Origin of the sequence: Halalkalibacter akibai JCM 9157 (assembly GCF_000513135.1) — a bacterium.
In the GTDB taxonomy this organism is placed as follows: Bacteria; Bacillota; Bacilli; order Bacillales; family Bacillaceae_D; genus Halalkalibacter; species Halalkalibacter akibai.
This window is the reverse complement of the sequence record NZ_BAUV01000039.1, coordinates 26,938-41,193: the sequence shown is the minus strand read 5'-3', so window position 1 is coordinate 41,193 and position 14,256 is coordinate 26,938. Positions and strand designations below refer to the sequence as shown.

Here is a 14,256-nt window from a genome sequence, read left to right as displayed (position 1 = left end):
TCGTTAGCTTAAGTACAATTATTCACATACTCTGAATTTATTTTAACACAAATTCCCAATATAACTTCGATAGTGTTTATAAGCGTTGGTCTGAGAACGATCAAAAGAGGTGCGAATTAGATTGCTAATTCCACCTCTTTAAGCTACGATGCATGTTTTCTCCCTCTCGACCGAACCTGTTAGAGACATACTAAGTTGCATCATTATTAATTCTCCTCTTAAACTTACTCCCACCACTCTTTTTACGAATACGATCAAGCTGCGAGTTAACTTTCTGCTGTACTTCTTCTGTTTTTTCATCGTCTACTTCAATGCTTTGAATAACATCATTTTCTATGATCAAAGTAAGCCATGATCCTTCTATAGTTCTTTCAGGAAGGAGATCCTTTTTTACAGTAAACTCTTTTTTCAGGTCGTCTACTAAGATCACTCCAATTTCACCATCTACTATCCGATCCAATACACCTTGTACTTTCATGGTTTCACCTCACACATGCTAATCCTTCTTCTTTGATATCTGCTAACCTACCAGCAGCAATTCCTGAAATCCTACTCATGTCATCAAGCGAATTAAAGGGACGTAATTGAATTAACTCTTCTGCCCGAGCAGGGCCGATATGAGTTATCTCCTGCAACTCACTATCACTTGCACTATTGATATCTACACAATTCGCGTTACTAGTTGTTTTTTCCAATGATGAACTAGATCCTGCAATACTTTCACTTGTTGAGTTTGTACTGGTACTAGACGGGGGTGAACTCCCACTTGAAGAAGGAGAAAGCGTACCATCTTCTTTCGTTAATACTGTCAACGATTGTCCATCTGATTTTATAATAATTGTGCCATGTACATATGTTCCGTATACATCTATACCGGCTTCTATAACCCGGTTAATAACCTCATCATGGGGATGTCCGTATTGATTGTTCTCTCCAGCAGATACAATAGCAATAGCAGGATTAACTGCTGCTAAAAATTCTGGTATGGTTGAAGTACTAGATCCATGATGCCCTAACTGCAAGACATCCGCTTCTAAATCAAACCCTCTACTGAGCATCGCACGTTCAGTTTGAGTTTCGGCATCACCTGTCAATATAAATGACGTTTCCCCATAGGTAAATTTGGCAGCAATAGAACCTTCATGTACGTCACCTGTTAAGCGATCAGGATTTAGGATCTGAATTTCCAGTGGGCCAACGTCAAAGATCTCTCCTGCTCTTGGTTCATGATAACTCACACCACTCGATTCAATTGCATCTAACACTCGTTGGAAAGCTTGTGATGTTGTCGTATCTCCAGACATCCACACCTCAGTAACATCTATTTCATTTAAAATTTGATCCATTTGACCAATATGATCTGCATGTGGATGCGAACCTATCAAAATATCAATATGACTGATTCGATGAGTATTTAAGTAATTCAGTACATCATTACGATTCCAATTTCCAGCATCAAAGAGAATCCTGAAGTCTTCTCCATCATGAGAAAATTCAAATAGAGTGGCATCAGCTTGTCCAACATCGATGAAGTGTACTTTAAGACCTTCTAATGGTCCATCTCTTGGGTTTTCTTTCGTGTTTTCTTCACCCTTTAGTACTTCTTTTTCATCAGATCCCTTATCTGTTTCATCTACATTCACTTGCTCATTATTTTGTTGGTCTGTTTCTACCACATCATCTAAATTTGTGTCCTGTATAGTCTCCGCTTTCTTCATCAGCTAAGACACCTTCAGCAGCCCCGGAACAGCCTGAAAAAGTTAACAAGATTACAATACTAAAAAGACTAAGGAATAGTTTGTTTTTCATTGCACCCTCCTATTTATTACTCATTTTACCACGGATTACTAGTCTTATTAATTTCAATGGTAAATTAAAAGATTAACCAACCTTTTTCTTTTCTTTACTTTATTGATTCATTAGAACAATCAATCGTTCAAATTCATCCGCAGAAAGTTTTTCATAGTGGGACAGTTCATTTTTAATATACTCAATTGTTCCATTCTCTTTTCTTTGATCAGTTAAGAAATAAGTTGCTATCGAGCCAGTAAACATGCCAATAACTCCAATCATTAAAATTAACGCTATAGCCCTTCCAATATTAGTTTCCAGTGGTATATCTCCATATCCAACAGTAGTAGCCGTTACAATTGACCACCAAAGTGCATCTGCATAACTTTCCATACCTGGTTCTATTGCCTTAATTGGAATTGAATACCGGATTCAAAAAGTGCGCCCCTATAGCAAAAAGTCTAATCGCTCTAAATAACCTTGCTATCCTTGCAAGCTGGAATATCGTGTCAAAAGAAATTATAGCAACGAAGTCTAATGGATTTTTAATGTACTCCCATTTCCGCTTACTTTTATAAATGCGAATGGAGACATCAACCAATAATATGAACCAGACAATTCTTTCAATAAAGTAAAGAGGTTCATTATTTGCCCAAATCATTGATACTGAGACTATTGCAAAATGACCATTAAAGTTTCATGTAATAGTACAAGTTTACGATTCAATCTCTTCACCTTTCTCGGACTATCCCTCCACGCTCGTTACACGTTTCTATGGTACTATGCAGCTAACTTGAATGGAGAGTTCCTTGAGGAAGTAAAGACAGTCAGGTGTAAAACCACCAATTATTCTAGAGTCAACAGGATTATCAAACACCAGTTGTTTATTACTTAGAGGAACGTGGTACTTGTTAATTATCATTAATCTAATGATTTCTTATTAAGCGAAAAGTTCGAGTTTAAGGAAGATTATTACCGATACGGTTGATGCGTAACACCTCTGCGAGCTTTTCTACAAGGAAGAGTTAGAACCATATAAAAAGCTTGGAGTTCAACTCTTAAACCTTCGTAATCTAACAAGGGAAAGTTTCAATTATAATCTTGAATAAAAAGAATAACAGGATCAACGACTTCGAACGCAAGTTAAAACAGATATTACAAAAACGATCCGATGTTGGAAGAGTTAATGCAATGGACCGGAAAGAGTAAGACGGAATTACTTGAGGTTCTGCATAGACTTGGTAAAGTTAGCAAATGAAGTATCGGAGTTGTCTGGATCGGTATGAATCAGGAATTCAAGTACTTTGATTTCTATCTCTTTTAGTGGGCGATTCAATCTATGTTCATATTCAATTATTAATTCTTCTAAGTATTTCTCCACAGAGCATTTCTCCTTTTATGTAATAAAAAATATAAGAAAAAATAAATTTCAATATTATTAGATGTTTGTATGATATGCAGATTTTTTCCGAAGGTGAGAGAATTAAATTACTATTTTGTCTAATGTTTTCTTACATGGTTATGGTTAATTGAAATACCTCTTTATTTTATGATCGCTTTGTTTTATCATTATTTTTATACCAAAGTGAATATCGGACTAGGTAATTAGACATAAATCATACACTGAATTATAAAAAAAGAAAAATGGCAAACTTATCGAAAGGTAGGGACGCAAAGCTATAGGGACTAAAGGACAATCCAATGTCAGCCAGCTGCCTTACTAAATAACTCCTAAAATTGAAGTATATTAGTTCTGGGCAGTATATTAAATACAAGGAGTTTTATATATGAAGAGAAATGAACATGAACTACAAGAAGTATTAAAAAGGTTCGAGTCATTACTAAAGCAATATCCTGATAAACAAGAATCACTTCACTTTTTTAAGACCTTTATCAAAGGTGTTTTAAGAGTTAAATCAACAACAACAAATATGCCCATTGCTGAATTCATGTCTATTATTAAACATGAGCGACCATTGGTATTTAAATTGTTGAAACAGCAATCTAGTAACGATAGTTACCTAAAATTCTTAACAGAAATTAATATGAATAACAAAGCTGCTAACAATAACATTAGTAAGCTTAAAGAACAAATCACCTCTCCAAATTTATTTAATAATTAGGAATTAAGAGGACGATAAAATAACTGATAATGAATTAAAATTAATAGAAATTTTGCATATAATTTAAAACGAAAATGGGACCATAACTATTATTGGATTAATGCGCGGAACTGGAATGGGCCGTTCAGAGTTAATTAATTCGTTGAAGTGTCTTGAGAAAAAAGAATTGGTTCACATCATTAATGCTAAGATAAGTAACCTTTGAATAATTATAATCAATCATTCAAAGAAGCCCTCACATTTGAAGGTGTAAGGGCTTCTTAGGTCATACAAAAGTCACACATTTTTTTCATTTTTTACTTTATTTAACGAATGAACTAAGTTAAAATGAAATTCGTGTCTTATGAACTTAATAAAAAGAGGGTTGTGTTGAATATGTTCGATAACTTAGATGATCAAGAAATGTTAGAAGCTTATGATAAAGCCATTAAATTAAATTTAGAAATAGATTTTATCTGTATTCTAAAAGAAGAATTAGAAGCACGTGGGCTTTTAATTCAAATTAAGGGTTATAAGTAGTTCTTACTATTTATTTTTTCTCTTTTTTTCTAATTCAGCCAACCACCTAATGTACTTCACTTCCTTAAATGTTAATTTTCTCTTTAGTTTCTCTTTGAAAAAACTTTTTAATTGATATGCTCTCTTGCTGTTCTTCAGTTTTCTCACTCCCTTAAGAAAAAATATAATACAATTACAATAAATTAACAATGCTTTTTATGTTGTAGTTTGGTAGAGAAGAGACCCTTAAGTGTGAGGGTTCTTTTTTTAGGCAAAAAAATAGCAGCAACCTTTCCCAAGGGTTACCGCTACTGAATGTATGCATTGAAAGAAAATGAACTTACTGAGTCATCCCACCATGACTTACATCATTATATGAACCTGTTTACATTTTGCTTGTCTTTTTTAAAAGAATTCGCACTAAAAAAGATATTTCCGCGTTGCGGACCGACGATTCGTCCAACCATCCAAATGATAAACTTTTTGCCACTTTTTATAACCTTCCTCGTTACCCATCATACTATTTTCTTCCTCAAGTAGCGTCAGTTGAAAAATACAGTCAAGCGCTCCTCTGCCGCTAGAATAAGACTAGGTGATTACGGTCACCAGGTTTCAGCACTCTCTTCCCATCCTTTTTACCAATGTATGCAATAGATTTACCACACATCTCCAAATATTTACAATGAATATAAGCTTTATAAAATAATAAAAAGCTGAAGTATGCATATGAATAGATCATGTGCATACTTCAGCTTCCTTGAGATTTAAGATTGCTTTAATAACGCACCCATTCTACAAATTTGATATGGTTCTTACCATATAATTGAACTACTTCTAAACAGTTAGGCAAACGATCAAACCTCGATGTATTATTCTCTGATTCCACAATAATTCCCCTAATGCCTGTCTCTATTGTAACCATGAACTTATTCTTTATTAATTATATTCCCGCTTACAGTACTTAAAAGTTCTATCTCAGCACCTTCATCATATAGATTTCCGCCAATTTGGCCTCTAATGGATGCCTTCGAAAATTTCATCAATGTAACGTCTCCTTTCACTGGAGCTTCTAATTCTAATTTAGCACCTGGTAATACAAAAACATTTCCATCAATTTCTCCCATAACCTTTGTATCTACCTCAATAATAACTTCTCCTGTTTGTTTTCCAAAAGAGAGTTTCAAATTTATTTCCTCCTTTCCATTGATAATGATTGAAGAAAAATGTCTTATTCATTATTAAATGTAACGTCACAATTAATATTGTCATTTATAACAAGGTCTTTGTTTTCAAAAGCAAAGTATTATTATTAAATCGTTTTTTCATTAGCTCAATTATAACTGGTTATCTGTTAATAATATCATCAATTCCCTAATTATGGTATATGTTAACAGGAGTTTTCAAGTGTATCTTCGCTGCTAAAAGCGTTTCTACTTGTATCGGAGCTCCCCTTGAAGAAGCATTACATGTTAATTTAATTTTTCACCTGTTATGAGTTCAAATAAGGTATCAGATACTTTTTCGGGCAGTTTTATATATTTCGCTTCCCCTTCTATTACTATTTCAAGCTTATCTCCATTAGGTGTAACCCAGACTGAGTAATTGGATGAGTTTATTCTAAATCGGTACTCAGGTGGTGTAGTCATAGATACAAATACATTTTCCTCCCATTTTGCATTTTCTAAAATTTCTTCAACTGTTTTCATTTCCGCATTATCTAACACTTTAACAGTTTTGTACCCTACATCTGTACGTTCTTCAACTGTTATCAACTTAACTGTTTCCCAACCAATTTCTGTAGCCTCTACCAATTGTTCATTATCAATATCGGAAGCACTATAACCTGCTAAAGTAATCATTCCCATTATCAAGGGTATAGCAAAATAATTTTTACTTATTATCATAAATTATCCCTCCCTTAGATAAGACGCTAACTTATATACATAGTTTCACTTTTCTCTTTTTACCTGCTTCGTCTTTAATAATTAATATTCCACAATATTTTTCGATTCGATTTGTATACCATAAAAAATACGCCCCTGTTATTATCACAGAAACGCCCCCTTATGTTTCTACACATTAATTTATCGGTTGTCATTAGTACCATGATGATGCACGTAGTCTTTTATTTCAACTGTTACATCCTTAAGGTTCTTTCTTTCAACATCAGAGGAACCAAAGTATGTTTTTGGGTCAATAACAAATGTAACAGTGTCAAGTTCCCAGTAATCTCCCTTTACATCTGGTTTATTTATTTTTACTGTGAGACTGACTTCATACCACCTTCTTGACTTACTTACCGTATGGTCAACCATTAAAGTGATATTTTTTACTCTTTCCAATCCCCATATCACATCGTCTCCATGTTCTTTATGAACTACATCGGCAACATAAGGATTGAGCAAATCAACTAATAATTCTTCTGGAGCTGCATAAATTTCCTTTTTTATTTTCCTACTGAGGTCAACTTCAGCTGAAACAAAAGAAATAGGAGCTAAAACAATTAGACTTAATAATAACGAAGATATTATCTTTTTCATATAAACACCTCAATTTCTCTGCAAATTTTGATGTGTTTAATATGCGCTAAAAAATACTCCTTACTCAACAATCCTACCGTGGTTAGGGAAAAAGTGTCTCCACTTATTGTAGAGACGCTCTCGTTACATTGTTTCACAAAGTAGTTACAAATAGATTTTAATACGCAATATATTTGTACTGCGCAGCAAAAAATCGGCTGTAAAGTATAGCTCTTGTTCAACTAACGCATCCGTTAGTTGAACAAGCTAAAAAAGGCAGTCGCTAACGACCGCCTATGACTTATACATTTACTTTATAATTCAGCGCTAACTCATCACCAGGTAAGCCTCTTATCCCCCAGTTATGCTTTGGTGTTTCAAAAATTGTAATTTCGACATCTTGTGGTGATATATTTAATTCACTATTCATACGTTCAAATAGTAGCTTTATTAATTGCTTTTTAGCTTCCACTGTTCGACCTTCGAACATACTAACCTCAATTAGGGTATATGCTTCAGTTCTTCCACTTGCATAAAGAATATCTTCTTTGTCCATAGGGAAAAAACGATGAAATTTCTTATCCGAAGGAAATTGAAGTGCATCAACCATACACGAATGAATAACATTCGATAGTGTTTCCTTAATTGGATTTAACTTGTCTTTTACCCCATAAATTTTAATTTGTCCCATTCTCAACTCACCTTTCTCTTCTCAACTCAACTAAACTCGACTAACAATAAATTCTATTCTATAAAGAGATTTAAAATTCCTTCTTTAAGTATTCTGCTCCGATAGTTGAATAACGAGAAATGATATAGCGAATATTCTAGCCTTTGGAGGGTCTCCACTGTATGGGTTTAAAGTTACTTGGATTCATAGATGGATCATGACTCGTTTGAGTCAATTTTTTCTACGATATATTCTATTCGGCCATCCGCATATTCTCTTACAACTTTTCCGTTTTCAGCATAAACAATTGAGGTATTATTGCGTTTTGCTTCTTCTCTAGCGACTTCTCCTGTTTTCGCAATCAAATCGTCAGCCCAAGCGAACCTACGTTTTCGTTTATCCACAGGTTTCATACCTCCTTTTATTACTAATTATAACTTTTTTATAAGAAAGCTATGTTAAATAATATTGTTGATTTTATACCAAAAAATTAGGGAACCCTCGTTAGCCGTGGGTTCCTTCCTTATTGAACTAACGCATCCGATAGTTTAAGTGTAATAATTCACATGCTTAAATTTTTGAAAAATGCTCACTAACGACCGTTAGGGGTTAATTGAGTTATCACGCTCTGAACAAAAAAAGAAGCCGATGTATATCGCTTCGGTTTCAAGAAGTTATTGCACAGGAACAGTAAAATCCTGTTTAAAGAACCTTCCAGATTCTTCTTCCTGCCACATTATAAATACCTCAAATTCCTTTGCCTCTTTGAATACAGGAAAGTTTTTGAAGTTGATAACCTCTTTGTTTGCTAACATTACATCTTCTCCATCTGTGTCATTTACCGACATGCCAAAATCATAGGATTTTCCTGGTTCCTTTCTAAAAGTATGCACTGTCACATTATACTTATTGCCATCCTTATTAGCGATTTTTAGCGAGTAAACATCCGCTTTTTCATTACCTTTTGTCATATTTTCATCGTCAATTTCGGCATTATCAAGTGTTAGAGTCCACTCATCAGAATCAAGCACAACAGGCTCTTTCATTGATTTAGCTTCTGTAAAATGTGGTGAAGAAATAAAGACAAAAGTAATCATCATTATATAAAGCATTTTTTTCATTACTAAAACCTCCTTTTGAATTGATATTATTTTTCCACAGTTCAAAAAAATTATGACCATTTTTCCAAGTAACCCACGTCTTTACCATATATAAACCAACCAGTAGGGAAGCGTATCTTCCTGTGAGGTGCTGCACAATAAAATATCCGATTGTATAACAAAAAAGCCAACATTAATGTTGGCTTAACTACCTCTATTCAACTAAAGCATCCGTTAGCACAATAAAGTTACTGATTATATTCTATTGTTGAGAATATCCTTGAATACATCTCTCTAATATTTTCAGGACTTTCCTTGTCATTGTATAACCCATAATACCAATACTTACCTTCTTCCTCGGTAGAAGAGAGAAAGCCTATGGCATAGTGATTACTGGTCTCTTTTAAGTCTAAATCATCTTCATAAGTTAAGTCTTTTTCAATAAAAGAACGATAAGACTTTGTAGCTTCAATAAGGAAGAATGGAAGATTTGAATTCAAATATACATCCGCATATTGACTTTCAGAAGCCTCTGATAAGTTTTCTTTCGTTATAAACACAGCATCATATCTTTTTAAATCTTTGGGCAATTGGTCAAAATCAATTGTTTCAAAACTTATTTGGTCTTCTTTTACTTCTGGTATCTCTCCAATAACTGCTATATTTAGTGGTTCGCCTTCGTATAATTTAAAGTCAGGCTTTGAAGAGCAAGCTGTAATACCAAGTAAAAATAGCAAAACAGATAATGTAAAACTTATTTTATTTATCTTCAATATACTTCCTCCTTTCTCCTTGAGTTTACCATAAAAAATAATAACCCTTGTTAAGCATAACTGCTCAGTTAGCGCAATAAGGCAAGCGATGCCTTGTTAAAGCATCGCACCCCGTTAGTTTAATAAGTAAGGTAATGAGAAATATAAAATAAATAGCGACAATGTATAAATTACTCTAACTTTATTTGTTTTCCAAACGCTTAACAACCTTCTTGAAGAAAGTAGCAGTAAAAAAACTGCAACTATTTTTGAAAATATATAGTTGTTACTTATGAAGGCAGCAATCATTGTTAAAACGCCTAAGAAAAAAAGTAGTTCCCATAGAATGGATTTTGGATTGCTTTTAATTCCATTCTTTATAATTTCCTTATCCTTTACCAATACATATAGGAAAGGTATGATTATAAATATAAAAATAATTACTATTTTCATCATTTTCCCTTAAGACTCCTTCCTACCACTTTCACCTCTAATTTACAGTTTTCTTCTTGCATCCTGCCCGTTACTTTAAGTACAACATTTCACAAAGTAAATTATATTTTAACATAAATATCCAATTTAAAACTCATTAGGTTTTTCCAAATATGACTTTATTTCTTGCACTTTAATGGTCAAATAAGAAAAAACGACCACTTTAGTGATCGCTTTAAAATATATATTCTTAACCAGTATCGTTGTGCTGTGCAGCAAAAGATTGGCTGTAAAGGATAGCTTTTGTTCAACTAAAACTCTCCGTTAGATAAGTACAATCCTTCACAACCTATATTGCAAGTGAAGAAATAAATAAGGAATGCCGCCGAACCAGTTTGTAGCTCAATCAAATGTAAGCTCATAAAAAAAGCTGCATAACAGCCATATAGTTACTTTTTAAAGATATTTATTAAACCAACCTAGTACCCTCTTATAGTAATCTTTCAAGTTTTCCTCTTTCCAAGAACCCTGATAGTGATCTTCATCATAAAAGACTAATTCCGCAGTCTTACCAAGTCTATTTAGCGATGAAAATATTGGTCCAGCCTCCTCATTACTTATGTGATCCTGTGTTCCTTGAACAATTAATACTGGTACTTGAATGTTATGAAAATCAAATATTGGAGAGTTTCTAATGTACCGTTCTTTATCCTCCCATAACGTTGCTCCCAGATTAACCTGCCCATCTTCCACCCATCCATAATTAAAATTAGGGGGATCAAACTTCGTATAATAACTAATTAAGTTTCCAATACCAGCTGATATTACTGCTGCTTTAAACCTTGGACTTCTAGTTATTGCAACGAGTGCAGAGTATCCACCAAAAGAGTGCCCAATAATACCAATTCTTTCGGAGTCAATCTGAGGATGTTTTACAAGCTCATTTAATGCATTTTCTATTGCCATACTAATCTCCTCAGCTGGTTCAATACTTCTCAACATAGGTAGGTCAGGTAAAAACACAGCATATCCTCTAGTTGCAAATAATTGGTGATTATCTGCTGAACTAGGACTTAACCCGTAATATCTCACATTATTTGATTGCATAGAACCACCATATACTCGGATGATAACAGGCACTTTACCTTTAATATTTTTAGGAAGTAAAAGTGCTCCTCGCAGTGTTACATCACCTTTTTCCCACTTGATAAGTTGAGAAATACCTAACTGGTTTTTGTTTACTTCATTCAATACCGATTCAACTATAATTAATTTAGATTTCACATCGATTGTCTTTAAAATTGGTGGTTCATTAGCTGACTGAGAGAAAAAAGAAATGCATTCGTGGGATCGACTTTTCTGATATAAGGAACCACCTTCAAACCAAGGTAAATGTGCGTTAGGTTCTTCAAATATCTTATCACTTTCATCTGTTTCATAATCAATACAATAAAATCCATAAATAGCGTTACACTTTTCTACTGTTTGTACGATTACATACTCATCTGACTGATTAGTGATTGGAAAAACAGCTACAATTTCTCTCCCATCAAGAGTAATCATTTTTTCTATACTCCTAGATGGTGAATAAACACACAAACTCCCATTAACAATCATGACTATTTCACCATTCTTTAATGGGATCGGCCCATCAAATTCTCTTCGAATTTGGTTCCCGTCAGGACTAAAATCGAGTTTTGCTGAATTGGGATATTGAATATTAACGGACCATAAACCACCCTCTGACAACGGGCCGCTTGTAGTATAAAGAATGGTTTTATTATCTAACCCCCAAGAAAAACTCAACCCATAATCCATCCTTACCTTTTTTTCAATTTTGGTCACTTTCGTAACAATATTAGGCTCAAGAGTAACGACCCATAATTTAAATATATTTTGTTGGGTATTTATCCTTTCTTCTCCTGTGCAATTTGTAAAAGCTAGATACTTTCCATCATTTGAAATGGCCAGTCCAGCTGGTTTAAATCCATTGCAAAGAGTTTTATCTTTTCCCGTTGATATATTGATCAGGGATATATCAGCTCTATAACGGTTTACCCAAGATGTATTAGATACATTAGCTTCATCCTTTGTATTTTTGCTTGTCGTATAATACTGTGGCTTTGAGTTACAATTCTTAAAAACAGCATCAATGGAGGGGATAGATGAACTGAAATGATTATCATCGACTTCTTGAGAAGGCAACGATTTCACAATAATATGAAGACCATCGTTTGTCCAAATGGGCTTCTCAAAACCAAAGAAAGGACGGACAACGATTTCAGAACCGAGTTTCAAAGAACAATCTGAAGGTGTCCATATCCAAAGTTGAGCTTCACCATGAATGTCGGCAAAGAAAGCAAGGGTTTCACCATTAGGACTCCAAACTCCTCCCCAACTACTATTAGCTTGTATAGCAATCGGAAAAGATTCTCCAGTTTCGAGATTACATACCCATTGCGTATTTCCTTCTACTGCTAGAGAAACACCAAACGATCTACTTTCTGATTTTCCATCTATGCAGAATGCTAGCCACTTACCATCGGAAGACATTGACATATGCACTCGATCTGCAGGTTTCTTTACATTTAGAACATCATTCACTGATAAAAGAGTCATATCATTCTCCCCTCATTTCCATAACTTCACAATGTTGCATATTATCTTATACTAAAATCATACCAGAAAAATACGAATTATTGTTTATATTTTCCATATTTATAGAAATTGTTATTGCGCAGTATCGGTCTACTGTTCAGCAACCAATATTTAATTTTTAACTTTTTTTCCTCGTTGGGCTAACTGCTAACGGAACTTCACCAGGCTTCGGGTTCGTTCCCCCACCGATAATGGAAACAGCAGATGCAGAATGATGTGGATGGCGATAGGAGGGCATAGTAATAGAAATATAAGGAGCACCTGCTGCCAGTTGATACAGGCTAATCTTCTCTAGTTGTGCTTCCTAAGATAACGTAGGTAGAATAGACGGAAAGGTTTCAGCTAATAGACTTTTCCACAACCAGGAGGACCATTCATTAAAACATAATGTTTACCAGATGCTACAAGATGAGCGTAATTCAATGAGTTTCTTAGATATAAATAAAAATCCACAATTTCAATATATGGTATTTTGAATTTTTATTAATTCACCAAACTTTCACCATCATCGTCTTCTAGGTTCTCAGGAGACTGTTCATTCTTGGGGAAGTCTGACCATTTTAATGGTGGGTTCAACACTAAGATTAAATTCGTGAGTGATTTAGACAGATTTTCTTTTTGCTTAACTGATAAATTAGCCGCGTAATTCCTAATGCTAAATATCCTCTCTATTCTCTTAATTAAAACCAATGTTAGATTATACATAAATGTATGACTGCTTTTTGTATATTTAGCTTGCAAACTATTTTCACAGACAATCTCTTTCACAGTTTCATAGTTTTTTGATTGCTGCTCGATGATTTGATTTACGCACTCTTTTACATGTTCATTCGGAATATCCTTAAAGGCTTTTTCATTTGTCGCTTTTTTTATGACACCAACCGTATTTTTATTGATTTGCTTATCACCATATTTATCAGCAATATAATCTTTGTTTACTTCGTTAATATTCAAATGCAGAATATCTGTATAAGCATGCCTACCAGCATTATTCTTTTCTCCCTTTTTTAACCACTCTGGCTTAACACCTGAACCACGTATATATTTTTTTATCGTCTCTTCTGTAACACCACATAGGCTTGCAATTAATTTGGTATCGTACTTTTCACTTTCTAATAGTCGGTTAATCATTCTTTCCAGCTGGTATGCAGTTCTCTTCTTAGTGTGTAACTCTATCCCTAACCTTTTAACTATTCTTTCCTCTTCTGATGATAGCTTTTCAACGCTACACTCAGCATCCTCCATCCCTAAGAACTCAAGGGCGTAAAAACGACGGTACCCATCCACTAACACATATTGATTCTTACCTTCTTCCTCAACTATTAACGGCACATTTAATCCTTGTCTACTAATACTTAATTCCAAACTTAAATCCTTCTCACTTTTTCGATAACTCGTTTCCAACCTTATCTGGGAAAGTTTTATCTTCTTTGGCTGCTTGCTCATGTTTGAACCACCCATTTCATTTTTATTAATGGGTATTCAGTGAGTAATTTGTACTATTACAAAATTTTACAGGTTTTTGAACTATGCTTAAAAGCCCACCCTTGTGCTCTAAACTACTTTAGGCAAAAGTTTTATATTGAACCTATCACCCTAAAAATAATCTTAAAAAATTACTGAACGGTCTTTTGATACTGACAACCGACGTTAAATGTTGTCTTTTCTTAAACTCTTTAACTTTCAATACTATAGTTTTGATCATATGCTTCA

Annotated in this window: 15 protein-coding genes, 2 pseudogenes and 1 riboswitch; of the genes and pseudogenes, 3 read left to right on the top strand and 14 right to left on the bottom strand. The window is 34.0% G+C overall.

Annotated elements, in window-relative coordinates; all coding sequences use genetic code 11:
* Nucleotides 1-190: 190 nt before the first annotated feature.
* The 4 genes from JCM9157_RS17540 to JCM9157_RS23585 form a co-directional block, all read right to left on the bottom strand.
* Nucleotides 191-478: a DUF3006 domain-containing protein gene (locus tag JCM9157_RS17540; protein WP_035666750.1), complete on the bottom strand. Its 288-nt coding sequence runs from the start codon at nucleotides 476-478 to the stop codon at nucleotides 191-193.
* 4 nt (nucleotides 479-482) lie between these two features.
* Nucleotides 483-1,718, bottom strand: a complete 1,236-nt coding sequence (locus tag JCM9157_RS17535; RefSeq protein ID WP_035666749.1) for an MBL fold metallo-hydrolase — start codon at nucleotides 1,716-1,718, stop codon at nucleotides 483-485.
* Entirely contained in the window at nucleotides 1,678-1,809 is a 132-nt protein-coding gene (locus tag JCM9157_RS25835) for a hypothetical protein (protein WP_268870961.1), read from the bottom strand. Before JCM9157_RS25835 ends, JCM9157_RS17535 begins: the two co-directional genes overlap by 41 nt.
* A 99-nt stretch (nucleotides 1,810-1,908) precedes the next feature.
* On the bottom strand, nucleotides 1,909-2,184 hold the full coding sequence (locus tag JCM9157_RS23585; RefSeq protein ID WP_052013230.1) for a potassium channel family protein: 276 nt from the start codon (nucleotides 2,182-2,184) through the stop codon (nucleotides 1,909-1,911).
* Nucleotides 2,185-2,593: 409 nt separating this feature from the next.
* Here JCM9157_RS23585 and JCM9157_RS26240 point away from each other — a divergent pair.
* From JCM9157_RS26240 to sda, 3 genes and pseudogenes are all read left to right on the top strand, one after another.
* A pseudogene (locus JCM9157_RS26240) lies at nucleotides 2,594-2,885 on the top strand (IS110 family transposase); the annotation flags it as partial.
* A 542-nt stretch (nucleotides 2,886-3,427) separates the two neighbouring features.
* A riboswitch (cyclic di-GMP riboswitch) is annotated at nucleotides 3,428-3,511 on the top strand.
* Nucleotides 3,512-3,578: 67 nt separating this feature from the next.
* Nucleotides 3,579-3,914, top strand: a complete 336-nt coding sequence (locus JCM9157_RS17525; RefSeq protein WP_035666748.1) for a hypothetical protein — start codon at nucleotides 3,579-3,581, stop codon at nucleotides 3,912-3,914.
* A gap of 375 nt (nucleotides 3,915-4,289) precedes the next feature.
* Nucleotides 4,290-4,433 carry a sporulation histidine kinase inhibitor Sda gene (sda, locus tag JCM9157_RS24135; protein ID WP_148296906.1) on the top strand — a complete coding sequence of 48 codons (144 nt, stop codon included), beginning with the start codon at nucleotides 4,290-4,292 and terminating at the stop codon, nucleotides 4,431-4,433.
* A 905-nt stretch (nucleotides 4,434-5,338) separates the two neighbouring features.
* Here the strand turns inward: sda and JCM9157_RS17520 are convergent.
* The 10 genes and pseudogenes from JCM9157_RS17520 to JCM9157_RS17475 all read right to left on the bottom strand — a co-directional run bounded on the left by JCM9157_RS17520 (nucleotide 5,339) and on the right by JCM9157_RS17475 (nucleotide 13,989).
* A complete protein-coding gene (locus JCM9157_RS17520; RefSeq protein WP_035666746.1) occupies nucleotides 5,339-5,596 on the bottom strand; it encodes a hypothetical protein in 258 nt (85 codons plus the stop codon).
* Nucleotides 5,597-5,881: 285 nt separating this feature from the next.
* Nucleotides 5,882-6,316, bottom strand: a complete 435-nt coding sequence (locus JCM9157_RS17515) for a YhfM domain-containing protein (RefSeq protein WP_035666745.1) — start codon at nucleotides 6,314-6,316, stop codon at nucleotides 5,882-5,884.
* Between the two features lie 180 nt (nucleotides 6,317-6,496).
* On the bottom strand, nucleotides 6,497-6,952 hold the full coding sequence (locus tag JCM9157_RS17510) for a DUF3888 domain-containing protein (protein WP_035666744.1): 456 nt from the start codon (nucleotides 6,950-6,952) through the stop codon (nucleotides 6,497-6,499).
* A 280-nt stretch (nucleotides 6,953-7,232) separates the two neighbouring features.
* Nucleotides 7,233-7,622, bottom strand: a complete 390-nt coding sequence (locus tag JCM9157_RS17505; RefSeq protein WP_035666743.1) for a tautomerase family protein — start codon at nucleotides 7,620-7,622, stop codon at nucleotides 7,233-7,235.
* Nucleotides 7,623-7,816: 194 nt separating this feature from the next.
* The gene (locus tag JCM9157_RS17500; protein ID WP_235715043.1) at nucleotides 7,817-8,005 is read right to left on the bottom strand and encodes a hypothetical protein; all 189 of its coding nucleotides are present in this window, start codon (nucleotides 8,003-8,005) and stop codon (nucleotides 7,817-7,819) included.
* A gap of 270 nt (nucleotides 8,006-8,275) precedes the next feature.
* Nucleotides 8,276-8,722, bottom strand: coding sequence for a YozF family protein (locus tag JCM9157_RS17495; RefSeq protein WP_035666740.1), 447 nt, complete (start codon nucleotides 8,720-8,722; stop codon nucleotides 8,276-8,278).
* 227 nt (nucleotides 8,723-8,949) lie between these two features.
* Nucleotides 8,950-9,474 carry a hypothetical protein gene (locus tag JCM9157_RS17490; protein WP_201768905.1) on the bottom strand — a complete coding sequence of 175 codons (525 nt, stop codon included), beginning with the start codon at nucleotides 9,472-9,474 and terminating at the stop codon, nucleotides 8,950-8,952.
* Between the two features lie 867 nt (nucleotides 9,475-10,341).
* Complete coding sequence (locus JCM9157_RS17480) at nucleotides 10,342-12,504, bottom strand: S9 family peptidase (protein ID WP_035666733.1); 2,163 nt, start codon at nucleotides 12,502-12,504, stop codon at nucleotides 10,342-10,344.
* A 184-nt stretch (nucleotides 12,505-12,688) separates the two neighbouring features.
* Nucleotides 12,689-12,951: pseudogene (locus tag JCM9157_RS24130) on the bottom strand (ATP-binding protein); the annotation flags it as partial.
* Nucleotides 12,952-13,026: 75 nt separating this feature from the next.
* Nucleotides 13,027-13,989, bottom strand: coding sequence for a ParB/RepB/Spo0J family partition protein (locus tag JCM9157_RS17475; RefSeq protein ID WP_052013229.1), 963 nt, complete (start codon nucleotides 13,987-13,989; stop codon nucleotides 13,027-13,029).
* Between the last annotated feature and the right edge of the window lie 267 nt (nucleotides 13,990-14,256).

What these genes read in the sequence shown, in the direction of transcription:
- JCM9157_RS25835 (WP_268870961.1), bottom strand. Translation starts at nt 1,809, where the DNA reads ATGAAAAACAAACTATTCCTTAGTCTTTTTAGTATTGTAATCTTGTTA.
- JCM9157_RS17515 (WP_035666745.1), bottom strand. Translation starts at nt 6,316, where the DNA reads ATGATAATAAGTAAAAATTATTTTGCTATACCCTTGATAATGGGAATG.
- JCM9157_RS17475 (WP_052013229.1), bottom strand. Translation starts at nt 13,989, where the DNA reads ATGAGCAAGCAGCCAAAGAAGATAAAACTTTCCCAGATAAGGTTGGAA.
- JCM9157_RS17525 (WP_035666748.1), top strand. Translation starts at nt 3,579, where the DNA reads ATGAAGAGAAATGAACATGAACTACAAGAAGTATTAAAAAGGTTCGAG.
- JCM9157_RS17510 (WP_035666744.1), bottom strand. Translation starts at nt 6,952, where the DNA reads ATGAAAAAGATAATATCTTCGTTATTATTAAGTCTAATTGTTTTAGCT.
- JCM9157_RS17495 (WP_035666740.1), bottom strand. Translation starts at nt 8,722, where the DNA reads ATGAAAAAAATGCTTTATATAATGATGATTACTTTTGTCTTTATTTCT.
- sda (WP_148296906.1), top strand. Translation starts at nt 4,290, where the DNA reads ATGTTCGATAACTTAGATGATCAAGAAATGTTAGAAGCTTATGATAAA.
- JCM9157_RS17540 (WP_035666750.1), bottom strand. Translation starts at nt 478, where the DNA reads ATGAAAGTACAAGGTGTATTGGATCGGATAGTAGATGGTGAAATTGGA.
- JCM9157_RS17535 (WP_035666749.1), bottom strand. Translation starts at nt 1,718, where the DNA reads ATGAAGAAAGCGGAGACTATACAGGACACAAATTTAGATGATGTGGTA.
- JCM9157_RS17480 (WP_035666733.1), bottom strand. Translation starts at nt 12,504, where the DNA reads ATGACTCTTTTATCAGTGAATGATGTTCTAAATGTAAAGAAACCTGCA.
- JCM9157_RS23585 (WP_052013230.1), bottom strand. Translation starts at nt 2,184, where the DNA reads ATGGAAAGTTATGCAGATGCACTTTGGTGGTCAATTGTAACGGCTACT.
- JCM9157_RS17505 (WP_035666743.1), bottom strand. Translation starts at nt 7,622, where the DNA reads ATGGGACAAATTAAAATTTATGGGGTAAAAGACAAGTTAAATCCAATT.